This is a genomic window from Streptomyces sp. NPDC051320, assembly GCF_040682175.1.
Lineage (GTDB): Bacteria > Actinomycetota > Actinomycetes > Streptomycetales > Streptomycetaceae > Streptomyces.
On sequence record NZ_JBFBAL010000003.1, the window covers coordinates 136,577 to 157,068 of the forward strand.

Sequence of the window (20,492 nt, forward strand, 5' to 3'; positions counted from 1 at the left end):
ACGGTCACGCGTCCGCGAGACGTATGCCGAAGCGGCCCTCGCTCCGGTCGACCGCATCGAACAGCCGATTGGCCGGCCGCGGCAGGCCGTAGTGGTCGCGCAGCGTGCGTCCGGTGTACTCGGTGCGGAACAGGCCGCGTTCCTGGAGGATCGGTACCACTTGGTCGACGAAGACCTCCAGCCCGGCGGGGAGGACCGCGGGCATGATGTTGAAGCCGTCGGCCGCCCCGCTGTCGTACCAGTGCTCGATGGTGTCGGCCACCTGGACCGCGGTGCCCGCGAAGGTCCGGTGGCCGCGGCCGCCACCGAGCCTGCCGATCAGCCGGCGCACCGTCAGGCGTTCCCGCCTGGCCAGCTCGACGATGAGGGTGTAGCGGCTCTTCGCGCCCTCGATCTCATCCTCGGTGGGGATGGTTCCGGGCAGCTCCTCGTCGAGCGCCAGCTCGTCGGGGTGCAGCCGCAGCGTTTTGGCGAGCTGTCGTTTGGCGTACTCGGGGACGATCAACCGGTCGAGTTCCTCGTCGAGTTCCCGGGCCTCGGCCTCGGCGTCGCCGATGACCGGAACGATGCCCGGCAGGATCTTGACGCCGTCGGCGTTCCGGCCGATCGCCTCCGCCCGCTGCTTCACGTCCTTGTAGAACGCGATGCCTTCCTCCAGCGTCTGCTGCGCTGTGAACACCGCCTCCGCGTAACGGGCGGCGAAGTCCTTGCCGTCCTCACTCGATCCGGCCTGTACCAGCAGTGGATAGCCCTGCGGCGGCCGTTCCACGTTGAGCGGGCCGTCCACCCGGAAGAACTCGCCGTGGTGGTCGATCTGCCGCACCCGGTCCGCCAGGGCATGCACGCCCTTCTCCTTGTCCGCGACGACCGCGTCATCCGCCCAGCTGTCCCACAGCTTGGTGGCGACCTCGACGAACTCGGCGGCGCGCCGGTACCGGTCGCGGTGCAGCGGGGTGTCGTCCAGCCCGAAGTTGCGGGCGGCGTCCGCGCCGGCGGTGGTGACGATGTTCCAGCCGGCCCGGCCGCCCGACACATGGTCGACGGAGGCAAACCTACGGGCCAGGTTGTAAGGATCGTTGTAGCTGGTGGACGCGGTGGCGATGAGGCCGATGTACTCGGTCGCGCCGGCCAGCGCCGTCAGCAGGACAGTGGGCTCCAGTTTGGCTGCGGGACGCCGACCGGGGTCGCCCATCAGAACCGGACTGTCGGCGAAGAAGACCGAGTCGAGCTTGCCGCGTTCGGCGATACGCGCCAGATTCCGGTAGTGCTCGATGTCGGCGTTGGCCCGCGCGGGGCTTTCGGGGAGTCGCCAGGAAGCCTCGTGGTGGCCGGTGGACATCAGAAAGGCATTCAGGTGCAGCGGCTTGCGGCCGGGTCCGGCATGCCTGCTAGCGGACGTACGCGTCATGGTGGTTCTTCTCCTCAAAGGTGATCTGTGGTTGCGCCACGCCGAGTGCGGCGAGCAGGGTGTCGCGGTACTCCTGGAACTGCGGGTCGCGCCGGGTCCTGGGCGCCGGAAGGTCGATGGTGAGATCGACCGAGATGCGACCCTCCTCCAGCACCAGCACCCGGTCGGCGAGTTCGACTGCCTCGTCGACGTCATGGGTGACCAGCAGCACCGCGGGGCGGTGACGCTCGTAGAGCTCGCGCAGGAGTCCGTGCATCTTGATCCGGGTCAGCGCGTCCAGTGCGCCGAACGGTTCGTCGGCGAGCAGTAGTTCGGGGTCGCGCACCAGGGCGCGGGCCAGCGCCGCGCGTTGCTGCTCGCCGCCGGACAGCTCATGCGGCCAGGCCCTGTCCCGGCCGTCGAGGCCGACCTCGGCGAGCGCGGCGAGCCCGCGCTCGCCGGCTCCGGGACCACCGACACCGAGCACCACGTTGTCGAGCAACCGAAGCCAGGGCAGCAACCGGGAGTCCTGGAAGGAGAGCGACACCCGCTCGGCCACCTCCAGCAGACCGGAGCCTGCAACCTCGTGGTCCAGCCCGGCGATGGCCCTCAGCAGCGTCGACTTACCGGAACCACTGCGGCCGAGCAGTGCGGTGAATTCCCCCGACGCCAGCGTGAGATCGAGCTCGCGGAGGACTGCACGCTCCCCGAAGCGCCGGACCAGCCGCGCCGTCCGCACCGCCGCGTCCGCCGCCCCGACCGCGGGGGCCGGTGCGCACGTGCGGGTCAGCCCGCCAGTGTGCGTCGCCATGACAGGACCCTCCTCTCGACGGCGCGCACCAGCGCGTCCGATGCGAATCCGAAGATGCCGTAGACCAGCAGACCGACCAGAATGATGTCGGTCTGCGCGTACTGCTGGGCCTGGAACATCATGTAGCCGATGCCCGCGGTGGCATTGACCTGTTCGACGACGATCAAGCCCAGCCAGGACGCGGTGACGGCCAGCCGCAGACCCACGAAGAAGCCCGGGAGCGCGCCGGGCACGACGACCTTCCTGATGAACTGCGCCCGGCTCAGTCCGAGCGACTCGGCGAGCTCGACATAGCGCTTGTCGATGCTGGTCAGCGATGCATAGGTGTTGATGTACACCTGGACCATCACGCCGAGCGCGATGGTGATGACCTTCATGCCCTCTCCGATGCCCAGCCAGAGGATCAGCAGCGGCAGCAGTGCCAGCGACGGGATCGCCCGCTTCACCTGCATGGCGCCGTCGATGGTGGCTTCGCCGACCCGGCTGAGTCCGGCGGCGATCGCCAGCGCGGTGCCCACCACGACACCGAGCCCGAGGCCCAGGCCCGCGCGCTGCAGGGAGACCAGGAGGTTCTCCTGCAGCCGGCCGTCGGAGATCAGGTCGGCAGCGGTCCGCACGACCGTCCAGGGCGCCGACAGGATTCTGGTGTCGAGCAGACCCAGGGCGGTGCCGGCGGCCCAGGCCCCGATCAGCAGCAGCGGGCCGACGAGCCGGCCGTACGGGAACAGCTTGCCGGGGCTCAGCCTCCGGCGTCGCGGACCCAGCCCCCCCGTACCCGTGCTCTTCTCCGGGACAGGCCCTGCGTGCGTGTCCCGGACCGGCGTTTCGGTCAGGGGGGGTACGGCGTCGCGCACCTGCGTTGTCACGTCAGTCATGACTCACCTCCGGTACTCGGCGGGAACGGACTGGGCGGCGATGGACTCGAAACGCCGATCGAAGAGGCTGTCCACCCGGGCCTTGGGAACGAAGCCGTTCTCGGCCAGCAGATCGGCGGTCTGCTGCTCCCAGGCGATGGCCTTGTCCCAGCTCTTCGGGAAGACGGGCACCGAAACCGACTTGGTGATCCGCCGTCCGTCCTGTGCGGTGACGCCCTGGTCCTTGACGTAATAGACCTGATTCCAGGCCTCCTTGTTTTCCCACGCCCAGACACTGCCCCGCGCCCAGAAGGGGATGAAGCTCTTGATCGCGGCCAGCTTGTCGTCGTTCTCCAATACCGATGCCGGCGCCCACAACACCGACAGCAGGTCCACCACGTGCGTGTCGATCCTTCGAGCGCCGTCCTTCCCGAACTGGCCGACGTACTTGGTGAGGACGGGTTCGGCCAGCGGGGCGACATCGACCTGTCCGGTCTGCAGTGCGGTCAGGAACTGGTTACTGGTCAGCGGCACCAGAGTGACGTCGTCCTTGCTCAGTCCGGCCTCCTTGACGGCGCGCAGCAGTACGGCTCCCTGAGCCTGCCCCTGCGAGAAGCCGAGCTTCTTGCCGCGGAAGTCCTTGGCCGAGCGGATGTCGGTACCGGGCGCGGTGGCGAACACGTACAGCGGTTTCTCATGCAGCTGTACGGCGACGATCTTCGTGTCGAAGCCGATCGCCTGGGCCTGGATGGGCGGCAGTCCGGCATTGCTCGCGAGCTGTATCGACCGGGCGCGGAATCCCTGGATGACATCGGGGCCCGCGGTGAAATTGGGCCAGTGGGTGACTTTGAAAGGCAGATCCGCAAGCTTTCCGGACGCCTTCAGCTGAAGCTCCGTCGAATGGATCGATATGCTCAGTTCCGTGCGCGGTGGTGGTGCGCCGGAAGGGAGACTTCCGGTGGGCGCGGACCCGACCGATGCGGTTGTTCCCTTGGCGCAGCCTGCGAGGCCGAGCAGCGTGCCACTGCCGAGGGCGAGAAAGGAACGGCGGGCGAGCGGCATAGGCGAAGCCACGTTTGACATCAAGTATTCCTTGATAGGTGGGTACGGACCGGCATTCAGATGGAGCGGTAGGCGCCGTCGTGGAAGACCAGCGGGCGGCGCGTCGGGTCGAGCCAGGAATCCTCGACCCGCGCCACCACGATGCGGTGGTCACCGGCCGGGATGATCTGCTCGACGGAGAGCCGGAGCCAGCCGGCCACCTCATCGAGGACCGGCTCCCCGGTGGGCAGCCGCCGCCACGCCGTCGGTGCGGCGAACCTGTCGATGCCACTGGTGGCGAATCGCCTGGCCAGTGACTCCTGGTCGGCTCCGAGGAAGTTGATGACGGTCGTCGCGGCCCGTTCGATGTGCGGCCAGGACGAGGCGGCCTCCGCGATCCCGAAGGACGCCAGCGGCGGGTCGATGGACAGCGAGGTGAGCGAGGTGGCGGTGAATCCGACCGGCCCGCTGCCGGCGTCCGCGGTCACCGCGACCACGCCGGCGGGATACCTGCGGAACATTTGCTTGAACCGCTCGGGGGCGATTCCCGTTGCGGAATACGAAGATGTGGCGACACTCATGTCTCCCCCAAGGGAAAAGAAGGAAAAGGGCAGGACCGGAAAGGACATCGGTCAGGAAAGCAGCATGGCGCTATGCCACGGCATGCATGTGCAGCGAACGCTCGTCGGTTATCGAGGAACCGCACAGGAGCGACAACAGGAACACCGGGTGGAAGCCAGCACCGGATCGACCCCGCGGCAGCACCGTGCCGCTGCGGGCACGTCATGAGAAATCCGCTGCCAACTGGTCATGAATCCATTGTCCGGTTCGATTTCTGCGCGGTCAACAATGCAACGTGCTGAATTAAGTCAGCTCGCCTCGGTGAGCGCGGGCCAGGGACCGAGCGGGTCCGCGTAGAGAGCCGCCAGAGCCACGGCACCGCCTGCGGTGGCCGGTACCGACCTGGCGAAACTTCCTGCCAGCACGGCCCGTTCGGGGTCGTCGCAGATCGCGGAGCGCTTGGCCACCTCGGCCCGCAGATCCGCCAGACACTCCGGCAGCCGTGCGATCCCCGGTTCGACGACCACCAGGACTTCCGGGTCGAACAGGTCGAGCAGCAGGGCCGCGGCTCGGCCCACGAGTTCCGCGCGATGCCGGAAGAGTGCCACGGCCCGGGGATCGCGGGCCGTCGCCAGGTCCAGCAGGTGCCCGAACGTCGGTAGGTACAGACCCTGTTGCGCCGCGAGCCGCACCATGGCCGGCTCCGACACCTCTGCGTGCAGACACCCGGGTCTGCCACAGACGCAGGGCTCCGCCGCATCGGCCGCTTCCCCGGCAGCGACCGGGAGGTGCGCCACGCTCCCGGCTCCGGCTCGGGGGCCCAGATGCACGGACCCGGCGGTGCTGAAAGCCGCATCGATCACCGTGCCGACGAACAGCAAAGCCACGCCGGCGCGGGTGGCCACCTCACCGAACAACTGCTCGGCCCTGGCCAAGGCCCGGGAGTGGCTGTCCACCTGGACCGGCAGACCGGTCAGGCCGGTGAGGTACTCACGTACGGCCACGCCGCGCCAACCCAGCTGCGGATGGTCCACGATCGTTCCCGCCACGGGGTCCACCCGGTGACCGGTCGCAACACCCAGCGCGAGGACGGTGCGTCCGGCCGCGTGTGTCTCCACCAGCCGGGGCAGACGCGCAGCCAGACGGCTCAGCACTTCCTGCGGACCGGTGCCCCGGTGCGGCTGCCGGTCCTCGGCCACGATCCTGCCCCGCAGATCCATCAGCGAGAGCGTCGAGTGCGCCACTGCGATGTGCGCGCCGGCCATCAGGTACCGCCCGGTGTCGATCTCCAGGGGCACATGGGGCCGGCCAAGACCTCGCGGCCCGGTGGTCTCCGCACTCTCCCGGATTAGGCCGCGAGCCAGGAGCTGTGCGCAGTGGCCGGTCACCGACGCCGGGGAAAGACCGGTGAGCCTGGCGACCGTGGAGCGCGCGACCGGACCGTGGTCGAGGATGGCCCCGAGCACCGCTCCGGTGCCCGACGGCCGACGGGGCCGGCCGGCCGACGGCATCGCTGAACGGCGCGGCGGAGTATGGATGTTGGGCACAGGCAGACGGTCCACGGATGACCTCCCGGTCCTCGACGTGACGGCACTCCATGACGGACGTGCGCGCCCGGTCGTACCCGGTGGAGGGAAGAGGACAGCGGATGATGCCGGCGGAATGCTCCTGAGGGCCGGCCCGCGCGGGCGCCGTAGGTTCAGGCCCGGTGACACGCCGCGGAGCACACACGCTTGAGGTCGACATGACCTCGAGTCGTCAGGTGTGCGGAACGCTGCATGGCGCGCAACGTATCCGGCACGGCTGAACCGGGTCAATCAGCCGACCACATCCTGGACAGCCACCGGAGGGCCCGGCCGACCGCTCGCATGACCCCACTGGTGGTCGACTCGGCAATTTCCTCGGTCGCAGCTGTAGACCTCTCTACAAAGCTCTGCAATTCTCCAACAATTGAACGCAAGAACAGTAACTTTCGACGTTAGGGACGCTCATGAGAAGATCCCGGGGCCGATGGCGCGCGCTGACGGCCGCCCTCGCGACCACCCTGTTACTGCTGGGCCTGCCCGCGCTCTCCGCATCGGCGGTCGGCGGACCTGACATCGCAACAGGGCAACCCACCCGAGCGAGCAGTTCCGCCGCGGAGTACGCGGCAGCGAACATCGCTGACGGCAACCCGTCGACGTACTGGGAGAGTTCGAGCGGCGCCTTCCCGCAGTGGGTGGAGGCCGACCTCGGGTCCACGGCACGCGTCGATCAGGTGGTACTGAAACTGCCGGCAGGCTGGGAGACCCGCAGCCAGACCCTCTCGGTGCAGGGCAGTGCGGACGGCGCCGGCTACAGCACGCTGGTTGGCTCCGCCTCCTACACCTTCAGCCCCGGCGACAGCAATACGGTGACGGTCGACTTCCCCGCCACCCGGGCCCGGTACGTGCGGATCGCCATCACCGCCAACTCCGGCTGGCCCAAGGCGCAGCTCTCCGAACTGCAGGTGCATGCGGCCGACGCCACCGAGACCTCCGGAAACCTGGCCCTCGGCAGAACGCTCACGGCCAGCAGCCACACCGAGGTGTACAGCGCGGACCATGCCAACGACGGCAACCGCGCCACCTACTGGGAGAGCAGGAACAGCGCCCTCCCGCAGTGGATCCAGGCCGATCTCGGCTCATCCGTGCCCGTCAACCAGGTGGTGCTGCGCCTGCCGGACGGCTGGGGGGCCCGCACCCAGACGCTGAAGATCCAGGGCAGCACCAACAACACGGACTTTGCAGACCTCAGCGTGTCCCGGGGGTACACCTTCAACAGCGCCGACGACCAGACGGCGACGATCTCCTTCGATGCGACCACCACCCGGTACGTACGGGTGCTGGTCACCGCCAACACCGGGCAACCGGCCGGTCAGCTGTCGGAGCTGGAGGTCTACGGTCCCGCATCCGGTGACGTCACAGCCCCGTCCGCCCCGCAGGGCCTCGCCTACACCGAACCGGCCACCGGTCGGATCAAGCTCACCTGGCAGGCCTCGACCGACGCCGTCGGCGTCACCGGCTACGACGTCTATGCCAACGGCGAGCTGCGCTCCACCGTCGCCGGCGATGTCACCACGTACACCGACGACCAGCCGGGCAGCAGCACCGTCGCCTACTACGTGCGCGCGCACGACGCGGCGAGCAATCAGTCGGGCAACAGCAACACCGTGACCCGCAAGGGCGACACCGGCGACACCCAGGCACCCACCGCGCCCACCGACCTGGCATTCACCCAGGCCGCGGGCGGTGACATCAAGCTCACCTGGGGCGCCGCCACGGACGATGTGCGGGTCACCGGCTACGACGTCTACGCCAACGGCAGCCTGCTGAAGTCCGTCGCCGGTGATGTCACCACGTACACCGACAACCGGCCGGCCGACGCCACCGTTTCCTACTACGTACGGGCCAAGGACGCCGCGGGGAACGTGTCGGGCAACAGCAACACCGTCACGCGTCCCGGGACCACGGGGTCCGGCTCGAACCTGGCCCAGGCCAAGCCGATCAGCGCCTCCTCCACCGTCTTCACCTTCGCCGCCGAGAACGCCAACGACGGTCTGACGAGCACGTACTGGGAAGGCGCGGGCGGCAGTTACCCCAACACCCTCACCGTGAAGCTCGGTGCCAATGCCGACGTCGGCTCCGTCGTGCTGAAGCTCAACCCCGACAGCGCCTGGTCCACCCGTACCGAGAACATCCAGGTGCTGGGCCGTGAGCAGAGCGCCGGTTCGTTCACCAGTCTGGCGGCCGGCAAGGACTACACCTTCAACCCGGCGAGTCAGAACACCGTCACCATCCCGGTGACCGGACGCGTCGCCGATGTGCAGCTGAAGATCACCTCCAACACCGGGTCCGCCGCCGGTCAGATCGCGGAGTTCCAGGTGATGGGTGTCCCCGCCCCCAACCCGGACCTCCAGGTCACCAGGATCACCTCCACGCCCGCAGCGCCAGTCGAGTCCGACGGCATCAGTCTCACCGCGACCGTCACCAACGGCGGTAGCCAGACGTCGGCCGCCACCGACCTGGCCTTCAACCTCGGTACCACCAAGGCGGGCACCGCCGCCGTCCCGGCGCTGGCGGCGGGCGGGACGGAGACCGTCACCACCTCCATCGGCGCGCACGACGCGGGCAGCTACCCGCTGAGCGCCGAGGTCGACCCGGCGAACAAGGTGATCGAGCAGAACGAGGGCAACAACACCTGGACCAGCCCCGCACCACTGGTCGTCAAGCCGGTCGCCAGCTCGGACCTGGTCGCCTTCCCCGTCAGCTGGTCGCCGAGCTCGGCGTCATCGGGCGACGCGGTGAAGTTCTCGGTGGCCATCAAGAACCAGGGCACCGTGGCCTCGGCCGGCGGCGGCCACGGCATCACCCTGGTCGTGACCGACTCCAAGGGCGCGACGGTCAAGACCCTCACCGGCTCCTACAGTGGCGCGATAGCCCCGGGCGACACCACCACACCCGTCGAGCTGGGCAGTTGGACCGCGGTGAACGGCACCTACCAGGTCAGGACCGTGATCGCGGACGACAGCAACGAGGTGCCGGTCAAGCGCGAGAACAACACCAGCACCCGGTCGTTGTTCATCGGCCGGGGCGCCGACATGCCCTACGACGCGTACGAGGCCGAGGACGGTGTCCTCGCCGGCGGCGCCAAGGTGATCGGACCGAACCGCACCATCGGCGATCCGGCCGGTGAGGCCTCCGGCCGGAAGGCGGTCACCCTGAACAACACCGGCGAGTCGGTCGAGTTCACCACCAAGGCCAGTACCAACACCCTGGTCACCCGCTTCTCCATCCCCGACGCCGCGGCCGGTGGCGGCATCAGCTCCACCCTGGACGTCTACGTCGACGGCACCTTCCTCAAGGCGATCGACCTCACCTCCAAGTACGCCTGGCTGTACGGCGCGGAGACCGGACCCGGCAACGACCCGGGATCCGGCGCACCGCGGCACATCTACGACGAGGCGAACGTCATGCTGGGCATGACCGTCCCGGCCGGCCACAAGATCAAACTCCAGAAGGACGCCGCCAACACCTCGACGTACGCGATCGACTTCATCAACACCGAGCTGGCGACGGCGATCGCGAATCCGGACCCTGCCGCCTACACGGTGCCGGCCGGCTTCTCCCAGCAGGACGTGCAGAACGCGCTGGACAAGGTCAGGATGGACACCACGGGCAAGCTGGCCGGTGTCTACCTGCCGGCCGGTGACTACGAGACGTCCAGCAAGTTCCAGGTGTACGGCAAGGCCGTCAAGGTCGTCGGTGCGGGGCCGTGGTTCACCAGGTTCCACGCCCCGTCGTCCCAGGACAACACCGACATCGGCTTCCGGGCCGAGGCGACGGCCAACGGCTCCTCGTTCGCGAACTTCGCCTACTTCGGCAACTACACCTCGCGCATCGACGGCCCCGGCAAGGTGTTCGACTTCTCAGGCGTCGCCGACATCACCATCGACAACATCTGGGACGAGCACACGGTGTGCCTCTACTGGGGCGCCAACACCGACCGCGTCACCATCAAGAACTCCCGCATCCGTGACACCTACGCCGACGGCATCAACATGACCAACGGCAGCACGGACAACCATGTGACCAACAACGAGTCGCGTGCCACCGGTGACGACAGCTTCGCGCTGTTCTCGGCGATCGATGCCGGGGGCGCGGACGAGAAGAACAACGTCTTCGAGAACCTGACCTCGCTGCTGACCTGGCGGGCGGCGGGGGTGGCCGTGTACGGCGGCTACGACAACACCTTCCGCAACATCCGCATCGCGGACACCCTGGCCTACTCGGGCATCACCGTCAGCTCGCTGGACTTCGGCTACCCGATGAACGGCTTCGGCACCGATCCGACCACCCTGGAGAACATCACCGTCGAACGGGCCGGGGGCCACTTCTGGAACGGCCAGACCTTCCCCGGAATCTGGCTGTTCTCCGCGTCCAAGGTGTTCCAGGGCATCCGGATCAATGACGTGGACATCATCGACCCGACCTACAGCGGGATCATGTTCCAGACCAACTACGCAGGAGGCCAACCGCAGTTCCCGATCAAGGACACCATTCTCACGGACATCACGATCACCGGTGCCCGGAAGAGCGGCGACGCTTTCGACGCCAAGTCCGGTTTCGGACTCTGGGCGAACGAGATGCCGGAGTCCGGGCAGGGCCCGGCGGTCGGTGAGGTCACCTTCCACAACCTGAAGATGAGCGGGAACGCTCAGGACATCAAGAACACGACGTCCACCTTCACGATCAACAACGTGCCGTAACAGCGGGGAAAGCGCCGGCCGCCGGGGTCCCCGGCTGCCGGCGCGGTGACGGAGGGGGCCCTCCACGAGCGGAAGCGGCGCTACCGGACGCGGCCGACTCCGGCGTACACGCCGTTCGGCTCGTACACCGGCGCGTCCGTGTCCTTGTACCACTCGGGGCCGGACACCAGTCCCGGAGCCACCATCTCCAGCCCGTCGAAGAACCGCTCGACCTCGGCGCGGGTGCGTGCGCAGAGGCTCATCCCACCGGCCCGGTACGTTCCGGTGATCGTGTTCGAGAGTTCGGCAGGCAGGAAATCCGCAGTGCCGTGCGAGAGCAGCAGCAAACTGCCCGGAGGCAGGGCGTCGACCAGCGTTCGGGTGACGCCGTACGGGTCCTGGTCGTCGGGGAGGAAGTGCAGAAGCGCGATGAGGGACAGCGCGACGGGCCTGCCGAAGTCCAGGAACCCGCGCGCACGGTCCAGGATCACCTCGGGCTCCCGCACATCGGCCTCGATGTAGTCGGTCGCACCCTCCGGCTTGCTGACCAGCAGGGCCGCGGCGTGCGAGAGCACGATCGGGTCGTTGTCCGCGTAGACGATCCGCGCCTTCGGGTTGATCTCCTGCACGATCTGGTGGAGGTTCGGCGCGGTGGGTATACCCGTTCCTATGTCCAGGTACTGGTCGATACCCGTACCGGCCGCCCAGGCACAGGCCCGGCGCATGAAGTCCCGGTTGAGCCGGCAGCTGACCTTGGCCGCTTCCGGCAGCTGTTCCCCGACCTTCTGATCGACGAGGTAGTTGTCCTTGCCGCCCAGGAGGTAGTCGTAGACCCGGGCCGGATGCGGCTTGCTGGTGTCGATCCTGGACTGGGGCAGACCTGCGGCCATGAAGGACTCCGAACGTAGGCAAGGGGAGGACCCGCCAGTCCTCTCCCGGAGTTTGCCACAGCGCATCGGCCTGTGATCCGGATACTCGCAAGGGAGCTATTTCACGAGTAAAACACCTGCTAAGCTTTTTTCGTGCCCCAACATGCCAGAAGCAGCCGAGCGGGCGGGCCGGCCCGCCCGCCATGGATGCGACCGCTGCCCATGCGAAGCACCGTCCAGCTGCGCCGCCCCGTCGACATCTGGCACAAGCCGGCGCTGAGCGCCGCGGCCGCGCTGGCGGTGCCCGACGTGACCCTGCTCGCGCTGGGCCGGATGGACCTCGTGCTCTACACATCGGCCGGCGCGATGTGCGCGCTCTACGGGCATGGCCTGCCCTACGCCGCGCGGGCCCGCACCCTGGGCTGGGTGGTGCTTGCCATGGTCGCGAGCCTGGGAGCCGGGTTGCTCACCGCTTCGCTGGTCAGCTCACCGGTACTGCTGGTGCTGCTGGCCTCGCTGCTCGCCGCTGTCCACCGGATCGGCTGCGACGCGACCCGGATCGGGCCGCCGGGCAGTCTGATCATCACCTTCATCGCGGCGTCCGCCTTCTTCGTCCCGCAGCAGCCCGCCCGGATCCCCGCGCATCTGGCCCTCGCGCTGGCGGGAGGCGCGGTCGCCTGGCTGGTCGGGATGGCGCCCGCGCTGGTCAGGCCAGACGGTCCGGAGCGGATCGGGGTCGCGCGAGCGCTGGAGGCGGCGGCCGGGCTCTGGCGCAGCGAACGGGCCGACGCGCTGCCGAGCCGGCAGTCCACCGCTGCGGCGGTCGGTGCGGCCTGGCACACCCTCTTCCTGGTTTCCGCGCACGACGAGAACCGGGCCCGGCTCGAACGACTGCTGGTCCACGCCGAGTCGGCGCTGGCCGCACCCGCCGCACACCCGGCGCCCGACCTGGCCAGGGAGGCACAGCGGTGTGCGGACCTGGCGGGTGAGCTGCGGCGCGGGGGCCCGTTGCCCTCGATCGGGCTGACCCTGGCCGAGTACCGCGAACTCACCCGGCAGCTACGGCTCCCCGCGCCGGACCGCGCCCACGGCATGCGCGCGGTGCAGGCGCGGCTCCGCCCCGGTTCGCCGCTGCTGCCGATCGGGGCGCGCGTCGCGGTCGGGTGCTCACTGGCGGGCTGGGCCTCCCTGGCGGCGGGGGTGGGGCACCCGTACTGGGCGGTGGTCACCGCGGCCTCTGTCTTCCAGGCCAACACCACGCTCTCCTGGCAGCGGGCCGTACAGCGCTTCATCGGCAACGTGCTCGGCCTCGCCCTCTTCTTCGCCCTGCTGCCGCTGATCCACACCGGCCGGCCGGCGATGGTCCTGCTGGCCCTGGCATTCCAGATCGGTGCCGAAGCTTTCATGACCCGCAACTACTGGCTGGGTTCGGTGTGTGTCACGCCGATGGCGCTGCTGCTGACGCAGTTCGGCAACACACTGCCCGCCCGCACACTGATCGCCGACCGTGGGCTGGACACGCTGACCGGGGCGGTCATCGGTCTGGCCTGCTGTCTGCTGGTCACCAACCGGCGTGCCACCGACCGTATCGACGCGGCCCTGGAACGCCTCGCGGCCGCCGAGGCGACGGCCCTGCGGGTGCTCGCCGTGCGGGCCGTTCCCGATCACACGACGGGGTGGGCCCGCGACCGGCTGGCGCGCTCCCTGGTGGAGCTGCGGGAGGCCGTCGACGTGGCGTCGGGCGAGTGGTGGCAGCGGGCGCTGCCCGCGGAACGCGTCGCAGCCGCCGAGGCCCGGGGCCACCACACCCTCTCCCTGCTGGTCCGCGATACCGTCCCGGTGGCGCCGGCCGCCTGAGCTGCCGCCTGTCAGAAGCTGGTGTCCGACGAGAGCGAGGCGGGTGCAGATGACCGAGGACATCGTCGCGGCGGTGATCCGGCAGTGGGAGCAGGTGCTCCCCGGTCTCGACACCGGTCCGATGGCGGTGATCGGACGGCTCAACCGCTGTTCCGCACTGCTGCAGCAGGCCGCCGACGCACCGCTGCGGCGCGCCGGGCTCTCCCGGCCGGAGTTCGACGTGCTGGGCACCCTGCGCCGGGTCGATCGCGAGCTGACGCCGGGCCGGATCGCCCGTGAGACCTTCGCCTCCGGCGCGGCGGTGACCAAGCGGGTACGGCAGCTGGAGGAACGCGGTCTGGTGCACCGCCGGCCCGACGACCGGGACCGCCGGGTCACGCATCTGTCTCTCACCGAGGAGGGCCGGGCTCTCCTCGACCGGCTGCTTCCCGAACAGCTGAGGTACGAGGCCGCCCTGCTGGACGGCATCGATCCCCGGAGCCAGCGGGAGCTGTCCACATCGCTGGGTGAACTGCTCGTCCTCCTCGAGGGGCGTCTCGGCAGCCTGCTGAGCTGACGGTGCGCAGGTCATGGGGGTGATCCGGACCTTCCGTGGAGATCCGGTGGTGGCCCGGCCGAAGACGCATGGGCTGCTCGTTCGTGGGCATTCGCCGCAGGATCGGACCGACCGCGACCGAAGGAACATACGCAGTGGACTCCCTCCCCAACCCCGGCTCGCCCATCTACGACCAGCTGGTCCAGGAACACGGTGATGTGCTCGCCGAGATACGGAAGCTGGCCGTCGAGGCGCTCGAGCAGGCGGACCCTGCACAGTTCTGGGGCAGCGCACCGGCCTGGCACCTCCCCGTGGAGAGCGCCAAGTCGGCGTGAGTACCCTTCCGCAACCGCCTTTCTGGTAACAGGAGGCAACCCCGGCCTCTCTCCTGTCGTTCTTCCTGTGTGGCGATTCCCCCGTTGCCCGGCGCTCCCACCGGCGCGACGCCGCTCGCATGACAGACACGGAGTGAATGACGATGGTCCACCTTTCGGTTGTCGTACCGTGTTTCAACGAGGCCGAAGTGATCGACACCTTTCACACCGCGCTCGTCGCGGCGCTCGAACCCACCCGGGAGACCTTCGAGATCTGCTACGTCGACGACGGCAGCAGCGACCGTACGCTGCAACGACTGCGGCACCTCGCGGCCGACGACCCACGGGTACGGTTCACTTCCTTCAGCCGCAACTTCGGCAAGGAACCCGCCATGCTCGCGGGGCTGCGGACGGCCGGCGGTGATGCCGTCGTCCTCATGGACGCCGACCTGCAACACCCGCCCGAACTCGTCCCGCGCATGCTGGAGATGCACCGGCACGGCTACGACCAGGTCGTCGCGCAGCGCGACCGTGCCGGCGAGGGGGCCGTACGCTCCTCATTGAGCCGTGCCTATTACCGGCTGGTCCGGCGCTGCATGGATGTCCAGCTGGTCGACGGCGAGGGAGATTTCAGACTGCTGTCACGCCGCGCGGTGGACTGCGTGCTGTCGCTGCCGGAGAGCAACAGGTTCTCCAAGGGGATCTTCTCCTGGATCGGTTTCGACTCCGTCAGCTTCACCTACCAGAACGTCGAACGGGCCGCCGGGGAGTCCAAGTGGGGCGGCCGCCGACTGCTCAACTACGGCATCGACGGGCTGCTGTCCTTCAACACCCGTCCGCTGCGCCTGGCGATCCACACGGGTCTGTGCCTCTTCCTGTCGGCGCTCGCCTACGCGCTCTGGATCATCGGCAGCGATCTGTTCGTCGGCATCGACACACCGGGATATACGACGCTGCTCACGGTGATCGTCGCGCTCGGCGGAATCCAGCTGGCCACCCTCGGCGTCGTCGGCGAGTACGTGGGACGCATCTACCACGAGGCCAAGCGCCGCCCGCACTATGTGGTGCGGGAGACGGAGACCTCCGTGTCCCGCGTACCGGCCCGCTCCGGGCTCGGGACCCCGGGCGGCCGGGCAAGGACGACGTCATGAGCGCGGCGGCGACGCGGACTCCGAGGTCCCACACGCTCGGCCAGTTCGTGAGCTTCGCGGCCATCGGCGTCGCCAACACCGCGGTGTACTACGCGGTCTACGCGACGCTGAACCAGTGGCTGCCCTATCTGGCCGCCCATGTGCTCGGCTGGACGGTGAGCATCACCGGTTCGTTCCTGCTCAACTCGTACATCACCTGCCGCACCCGCCCCACCTGGCGCGCGTTCCTGCGTTACCCGCTCTCCGGCGTGGTGAACGTCGTGGGCAGCGGCGTTCTGCTCTATCTGGCAGTCAGCCTGCTCGGCATGAACGAGGACATCGCCGCGATCGCGGCCGGCATCCTGGTCACCCCGCTGTCCTTCCTGCTCGCCCGCTGGGCCATCGCAGCCGGCGCGGGCAGCGCCGGCCCGGTCACGCCCGGCGCCGACACCTCCGGCGTCAGTGCAGCCGCTTCGCCTCGGTGACCTGCCGTACCTGGTAGTAGTCGGCGACACACACCGCGGGCCAGCCGCCGGGCTTGCCGCCGAAGGGTTCCAGCATGCGGCCGACATGCAGCGGCTTGTACGGGAGCACCTGGGCGCCGGACGCCGATTGCTCCCGCAGCCACCGGTCCTGGTGGTCCCACTGCTGGGCGCGCACCTGCATCTGCCGGCCGAGGCCGTGCAGCGGTACCGCGAGCGACAGGCAGACGCCCGCGCAGACGAGCGCCGCTGCTCCTGCCGCTCCCGCGGCGAGCAGGGGCGCCGGCCTCCTCACCCGGGTGCGCACCGCCCGCCCGAGCAGCGCTCCGATCCCGGCGAGTACCAGCACGTAGAGCAGCAGGTAGTCGTTCCAGGTCCGCTCCGTGGTCACCACGTGGCGTCCGAAAACGGGGTAGGTGATCACCGTGCAGAGATAGCCGCAGAGCAGGAAGGCGAGCAGCCCGCCGGCGGCCGCCGGCCACGGCCTGCACGGCAGCAGCACCCGGCCCGGCCGGCCCGTCGCCGACAGACCGAGCACCAGACCGGCGGCCACGGCCCCGAGGTACTGCCAGGTGGAGAGGATCGTCGCGAGGATGTGCGCGAACTGTGCGAGCGAGGCGGCCAGTGAGTGCGGGGCGAGCATGGAGGTGCCGGCGCCGTACTTCTCCCGGCGCTGGCGTGAGCCCGGGGAGGTCACCAGCAGCAGTACACCGATGGCCACCCCGGCCATGGTCGCCATCGACCAGCGGCGCACGTACCCCCGCATCCGCTGGGTGAAGAGCCGGCCGGCGCAGAGCAGCACGGCCGACAGCACCACCAGCATCACGACCGACGTCTCCTCGGACAGTGTCCCCAGGAACGCTCCGGCGATCACCGCGGCGACCAGTACGGCGATCCGGCCCCGGTGGCCCCGTACGAGAAGCGGCGGAATGACCGCCGCGCAGGCCAGCACCGGCGCGAGTGTGTGCGAGACGGAGGCGGCGGGCCAGTAGAAGGTCTTGTACGTATTGGCGGAGGCGAACAGAAAGACCGCCGCTGTCATGGACGCCACCAGCAGCGGCACTCCGCGCGCCACGCTCACCCCCACGCGGCGCAGCCCGAGCGTGACCACCGCCCACAGCAGGCCCAGCATCAGCACCCCGCTGACCAGCCCGAACCACTGGTGCCCGGGAACCCCGGGTTCGGCGTACAGCCCGACCAGCCAGCCGTTCGCGATACGCCCGTTGTCGTGGAAGTAGAACTTGCCGGTCAGCCCGGAGATGCCGTGGTCACGCACATACGGCAGAAAGCACCACTCGTCCGCGCTGGGACGTACGAACCGCCCCAGCGCCACGGCCATCGCGAGCAGCCCGAGGGGCAGCAGGGACAGCACGGCGGGCCAGGACGTCATCAGTGCCCTGGCCGGCCGGCGACGGCCGGTTCGTCTCGCGGTCGGGGTGTCGTCACCCGACCGCCTCGGAACGGTGACGCTCGATGCGCCGACGGCCATGGTGCACCACTGCCTCTCGGGGTTGTTGCCGGTCGGCCCCGAAGACGTGATTCCTCATGTTGGCGTTCCCGTTGATCGGCGCGGGATCGGCGGCTGCGCCGAGGGCACCTCCGGCGGGTGCCGCCTCAGGCGGCGGACCCTGTCCGTCCGGCCGGATCCGCCGGGCCTTCGTGGTGGATCGGCGTGTGGGCCCCGGTGAGCGAGGCGCCGGTGCCGCCCCGCCGGCTGGCGACGATCTCCGCAGCGATGGACAACGCGGTCTCCTCCGGCGTACGTGCCCCGAGGTCCAGGCCGATGGGCGAGCGCAGCCTGGCCAGTTCCAGCTCGGTGACGCCGACCTCACGCAGCCGCGCGTTGCGGTCGAGGTGGGTACGGCGCGATCCCATCGCTCCGACGTAGGCGACGGGCAGCGTGAGCGCCAGTTCGAGGAGCGGGATGTCGAATTTGGCGTCGTGGGTGAGCACGCACAGCACCGTCCGGCTGTCGATGGCAGCCGACGCCAGATAGCGGTGCGGCCAGTCGATCACGATCTCGTCGGCGTCCGGAAAGCGGTCGGCGGTCGCGAAGACCGGCCGCGCGTCGCAGACCGTGACGTGGTAGCCGATGAGTTTGCCGACCCGGGCCAGTGCGGAGGCGAAATCGATCGCTCCGAAGATGATCAACCGGGGCGGCGGCACGCTCGCCTCGACGAGCAGGGTGAGTGGCCGACCGCAGCGGGAGCCGTCCTCGCCGATGGTGACCGTGCCGGTGCGGCCGGCGTCGAGCATGGCCCGGGCCTCGGCCGCCGCCGTGCGGTCCAGCTCCGGGTGGCCGCCCAGTGTCCCCTGACCGGAACCGTCCGTACGGACCAGCAGGGCGCGGCCCAGCAACTCGGCCGGGCCGTCCGTGATGCGGGCCAGGGCGGCCGTTCCGCCGGTCGCCGCGGTGGCCAGCGCGGCCGCGTACACCTCGCGCGACGGCGCCTGCGCCTGAACCGGCGTGATCATGATGTCGATGACACCACCGCAGGTCAGGCCCACGGCGAAGGCATCGTCGTCGCTGTAGCCGAAGCGCTCGACGATCGTGGAACCCGATTCCATCGCCTCGCGGCACATCTCGTAGACGGCCCCCTCCACACACCCGCCGGAGACCGACCCGATCGCGGTGCCCTCGCTGTCGACAGCGAGGGCCGCGCCCGGTTGTCGGGGCGCGCTCCCGCCGACCGCCACAACCGTGGCGACGGCGAACGTACGTCCCTGCTCGACCCACCGGTGCAAATCCTCGGCGATGTCCAGCATGTCGGTCTCCTCACGAATGTACGAAACAGGCTAGCGCTGCTCCCGGCTCTAGTTGACGCCCAGCCAGCTTTCGATGGGATGGAGTGCGAAGTAGGCGAGGAAGACCGCGCCCAGCACCCACATCAGCCAGCCGATCTCGCGCGCCTTCCCCTGAGCCAGTTTGATCACGACGTGCGAGATGATGCCGGCGGCGATGCCCACGGTGATCGAGTAGGCGAACGGCATCAGCACGGTGGTCAGGAAGACCGGGATGGAGGTGGCCTGGTCGTTCCAGTCGATGTGCTTGGCGTTGGTCAGCATCATCGAGCCGATGACCACGAGTGCGGCCGCCGCGACCTGGGTCGGGATGAGCTGGGCGAGCGGGGTGAACACGAGGCAGAGCGCGAAGCCGAGACCGGTGACGACACTGGCCAGGCCGGTGCGCGCACCATCACCGACGCCCGCGGTGGACTCGACGAAGACCGTCTGGCCGGAGGCGCCGGCGAGGCCGCCCATGATGCCGCCCGCGCCGTCGATGGTGAGGGCCTTGTTGAGGCCCGGCATCTTGCCGTTCTTGTCGACGAGGTTGGCCTGCTGGCCGACGCCGATGATGGTGCCGATCGCGTCGAAGAAGCCGGCGAGCACCAGGGTGAAGACGATGACACCGACGGTGAGGCCGCCGACGTTACCGATTCCGCTGAAGGAGACGCTGCCGAAGAGGCCGAAGTCGGGCGCGCTGACGATGGAGCCCTTGAGCACGGGGGCGTTGAGGCCCCAGTCCTTCTGGCTGAGTCCGGCGACCTGATGGACGATCGCGGCGAAGAGCGTGCCGCCGACGATCCCGATGAGGATGGCGCCCGGCACCTTGCGGACCTGCAGCACGAAGATCAGCAGAACGGTGACGCCGAAGCAGAGCACCGGCCAGCCGGTCAGCAGGTCGGCCGTACCGAGCTGGAGCGGCTTCGCGCCGGTGATGCCGCCGGGGCCCTTCATACCCGTGACGAAGCCCGCCTGGACCAGGCCGATGAGACAGACGAAGAGGCCGATTCCCATCGTGATGGCGTGCTTCAGCGCCAGCGGGATGGCGTTCATGATCAGTTCGCGGAGGCCGGTGACGACCAGCAGAACGATGATGGCCCCGTAGATGAGGCACATCGCCATCGCGTTGCCCCAGGTCATTGCCGGGGCGACCTGATAGGCCATGACGGCGGAGACACTGAGTCCCGCCGCGAGGGCCAGCGGCACGTTGCCGATGAAGCCCATCACGAGGGTGGTGACGGCGGCGGCGAGCGCGGTGGCGGTGGTGATCTGGCCGCCGTCCAGGTGATGGCCGGTCACGTCGGCGCCACCCAGAATGACCGGGTTCAAAAGGACGATGTACGCCATCGCCATGAAGGTGGTGACGCCACCGCGCACCTCCGTCCCGACGGTCGAACCGCGCTGGGTTATGTGGAAGTACCGGTCGAGCCAAGATCTGCCGGCGGGCTGACGCGTTCCTGCGCCTGCCTCCTCCGACACGATCTCGGGGTCAAGGGACTGCTGGGTCATGGTGCCTACTCCCAAGGTTCAAAGGGGCACCCGCATGGAGACTGTGATCGCGGGGTTTGGGATGGTGCTAGGGCTGCACGACCCGGGGGACGG

The 20,492-nt window shown here is 69.1% G+C and carries 16 protein-coding genes; 6 read left to right on the forward strand and 10 right to left on the reverse strand.

Features of this window, described 5'->3' with window-relative positions; all coding sequences use genetic code 11:
* Nucleotides 1-4: 4 nt before the first annotated feature.
* The 6 genes from AB0M87_RS08370 to AB0M87_RS08395 all read right to left on the reverse strand — a co-directional run bounded on the left by AB0M87_RS08370 (nt 5) and on the right by AB0M87_RS08395 (nt 6,216).
* On the reverse strand, nt 5-1,408 hold the full coding sequence (locus AB0M87_RS08370; RefSeq protein ID WP_365851117.1) for an LLM class flavin-dependent oxidoreductase: 1,404 nt from the start codon (nt 1,406-1,408) through the stop codon (nt 5-7).
* Nucleotides 1,389-2,198, reverse strand: coding sequence for an ABC transporter ATP-binding protein (locus AB0M87_RS08375; protein ID WP_365851118.1), 810 nt, complete (start codon nt 2,196-2,198; stop codon nt 1,389-1,391). The genes AB0M87_RS08370 and AB0M87_RS08375 overlap by 20 nt, the downstream gene beginning before the upstream one ends.
* Nucleotides 2,174-3,073 carry an ABC transporter permease gene (locus tag AB0M87_RS08380; RefSeq protein ID WP_365851119.1) on the reverse strand — a complete coding sequence of 300 codons (900 nt, stop codon included), beginning with the start codon at nt 3,071-3,073 and terminating at the stop codon, nt 2,174-2,176. The genes AB0M87_RS08375 and AB0M87_RS08380 overlap by 25 nt, the downstream gene beginning before the upstream one ends.
* A gap of 3 nt (nt 3,074-3,076) precedes the next feature.
* Nucleotides 3,077-4,135, reverse strand: coding sequence for an ABC transporter substrate-binding protein (locus AB0M87_RS08385; RefSeq protein WP_365851120.1), 1,059 nt, complete (start codon nt 4,133-4,135; stop codon nt 3,077-3,079).
* A gap of 35 nt (nt 4,136-4,170) precedes the next feature.
* On the reverse strand, nt 4,171-4,674 hold the full coding sequence (locus AB0M87_RS08390; RefSeq protein ID WP_365851121.1) for a flavin reductase family protein: 504 nt from the start codon (nt 4,672-4,674) through the stop codon (nt 4,171-4,173).
* 288 nt (nt 4,675-4,962) lie between these two features.
* Nucleotides 4,963-6,216: an ROK family transcriptional regulator gene (locus tag AB0M87_RS08395; RefSeq protein ID WP_365851122.1), complete on the reverse strand. Its 1,254-nt coding sequence runs from the start codon at nt 6,214-6,216 to the stop codon at nt 4,963-4,965.
* A gap of 428 nt (nt 6,217-6,644) precedes the next feature.
* Here AB0M87_RS08395 and AB0M87_RS08400 point away from each other — a divergent pair, with 428 nt between their 5' ends.
* On the forward strand, nt 6,645-10,940 hold the full coding sequence (locus AB0M87_RS08400) for a discoidin domain-containing protein (RefSeq protein WP_365851123.1): 4,296 nt from the start codon (nt 6,645-6,647) through the stop codon (nt 10,938-10,940).
* An 80-nt stretch (nt 10,941-11,020) separates the two neighbouring features.
* On the opposite strand, the gene AB0M87_RS08405 is transcribed toward AB0M87_RS08400, so the two are convergent.
* Complete coding sequence (locus tag AB0M87_RS08405) at nt 11,021-11,809, reverse strand: SAM-dependent methyltransferase (RefSeq protein ID WP_365851124.1); 789 nt, start codon at nt 11,807-11,809, stop codon at nt 11,021-11,023.
* Between the two features lie 201 nt (nt 11,810-12,010).
* Here AB0M87_RS08405 and AB0M87_RS08410 point away from each other — a divergent pair, with 201 nt between their 5' ends.
* The 5 genes from AB0M87_RS08410 (at nt 12,011) to AB0M87_RS08430 (ending at nt 16,109) form a co-directional block, all read left to right on the forward strand.
* Entirely contained in the window at nt 12,011-13,645 is a 1,635-nt protein-coding gene (locus tag AB0M87_RS08410; protein ID WP_365851125.1) for an FUSC family protein, read from the forward strand.
* 49 nt (nt 13,646-13,694) lie between these two features.
* Nucleotides 13,695-14,201, forward strand: coding sequence for a MarR family transcriptional regulator (locus AB0M87_RS08415; protein WP_365851126.1), 507 nt, complete (start codon nt 13,695-13,697; stop codon nt 14,199-14,201).
* Between the two features lie 134 nt (nt 14,202-14,335).
* A complete protein-coding gene (locus tag AB0M87_RS08420) occupies nt 14,336-14,515 on the forward strand; it encodes a hypothetical protein (RefSeq protein WP_365851127.1) in 180 nt (59 codons plus the stop codon).
* Nucleotides 14,516-14,658: 143 nt separating this feature from the next.
* The gene (locus AB0M87_RS08425; RefSeq protein WP_365851128.1) at nt 14,659-15,645 is read left to right on the forward strand and encodes a glycosyltransferase family 2 protein; all 987 of its coding nucleotides are present in this window, start codon (nt 14,659-14,661) and stop codon (nt 15,643-15,645) included.
* Nucleotides 15,642-16,109 carry a GtrA family protein gene (locus tag AB0M87_RS08430; RefSeq protein WP_365851129.1) on the forward strand — a complete coding sequence of 156 codons (468 nt, stop codon included), beginning with the start codon at nt 15,642-15,644 and terminating at the stop codon, nt 16,107-16,109. Before AB0M87_RS08425 ends, AB0M87_RS08430 begins: the two co-directional genes overlap by 4 nt.
* Here the strand turns inward: AB0M87_RS08430 and AB0M87_RS08435 are convergent.
* The 3 genes from AB0M87_RS08435 to AB0M87_RS08445 all read right to left on the reverse strand — a co-directional run bounded on the left by AB0M87_RS08435 (nt 16,084) and on the right by AB0M87_RS08445 (nt 20,399).
* Nucleotides 16,084-17,496: a DUF6056 family protein gene (locus AB0M87_RS08435; protein WP_365851130.1), complete on the reverse strand. Its 1,413-nt coding sequence runs from the start codon at nt 17,494-17,496 to the stop codon at nt 16,084-16,086. The genes AB0M87_RS08430 and AB0M87_RS08435 overlap by 26 nt on opposite strands.
* A 224-nt stretch (nt 17,497-17,720) precedes the next feature.
* On the reverse strand, nt 17,721-18,872 hold the full coding sequence (locus AB0M87_RS08440) for an XdhC/CoxI family protein (RefSeq protein ID WP_365851131.1): 1,152 nt from the start codon (nt 18,870-18,872) through the stop codon (nt 17,721-17,723).
* Nucleotides 18,873-18,920: 48 nt separating this feature from the next.
* On the reverse strand, nt 18,921-20,399 hold the full coding sequence (locus AB0M87_RS08445; protein ID WP_365851132.1) for an NCS2 family permease: 1,479 nt from the start codon (nt 20,397-20,399) through the stop codon (nt 18,921-18,923).
* Nucleotides 20,400-20,492 lie beyond the last annotated feature (93 nt).

Excerpts from the sequence above, each read along its gene's own strand:
- AB0M87_RS08370 (WP_365851117.1), bottom strand. The coding sequence starts at position 1,408 with ATGACGCGTACGTCCGCTAGCAGGCATGCCGGACCCGGCCGCAAGCCG.
- AB0M87_RS08375 (WP_365851118.1), bottom strand. The coding sequence starts at position 2,198 with ATGGCGACGCACACTGGCGGGCTGACCCGCACGTGCGCACCGGCCCCC.
- AB0M87_RS08380 (WP_365851119.1), bottom strand. The coding sequence starts at position 3,073 with ATGACTGACGTGACAACGCAGGTGCGCGACGCCGTACCCCCCCTGACC.
- AB0M87_RS08385 (WP_365851120.1), bottom strand. The coding sequence starts at position 4,135 with ATGTCAAACGTGGCTTCGCCTATGCCGCTCGCCCGCCGTTCCTTTCTC.
- AB0M87_RS08390 (WP_365851121.1), bottom strand. The coding sequence starts at position 4,674 with ATGAGTGTCGCCACATCTTCGTATTCCGCAACGGGAATCGCCCCCGAG.
- AB0M87_RS08400 (WP_365851123.1), top strand. The coding sequence starts at position 6,645 with ATGAGAAGATCCCGGGGCCGATGGCGCGCGCTGACGGCCGCCCTCGCG.
- AB0M87_RS08405 (WP_365851124.1), bottom strand. The coding sequence starts at position 11,809 with ATGGCCGCAGGTCTGCCCCAGTCCAGGATCGACACCAGCAAGCCGCAT.
- AB0M87_RS08410 (WP_365851125.1), top strand. The coding sequence starts at position 12,011 with ATGCGAAGCACCGTCCAGCTGCGCCGCCCCGTCGACATCTGGCACAAG.
- AB0M87_RS08415 (WP_365851126.1), top strand. The coding sequence starts at position 13,695 with ATGACCGAGGACATCGTCGCGGCGGTGATCCGGCAGTGGGAGCAGGTG.
- AB0M87_RS08425 (WP_365851128.1), top strand. The coding sequence starts at position 14,659 with ATGGTCCACCTTTCGGTTGTCGTACCGTGTTTCAACGAGGCCGAAGTG.
- AB0M87_RS08430 (WP_365851129.1), top strand. The coding sequence starts at position 15,642 with ATGAGCGCGGCGGCGACGCGGACTCCGAGGTCCCACACGCTCGGCCAG.
- AB0M87_RS08435 (WP_365851130.1), bottom strand. The coding sequence starts at position 17,496 with ATGACGTCCTGGCCCGCCGTGCTGTCCCTGCTGCCCCTCGGGCTGCTC.
- AB0M87_RS08440 (WP_365851131.1), bottom strand. The coding sequence starts at position 18,872 with ATGCTGGACATCGCCGAGGATTTGCACCGGTGGGTCGAGCAGGGACGT.
- AB0M87_RS08445 (WP_365851132.1), bottom strand. The coding sequence starts at position 20,399 with ATGACCCAGCAGTCCCTTGACCCCGAGATCGTGTCGGAGGAGGCAGGC.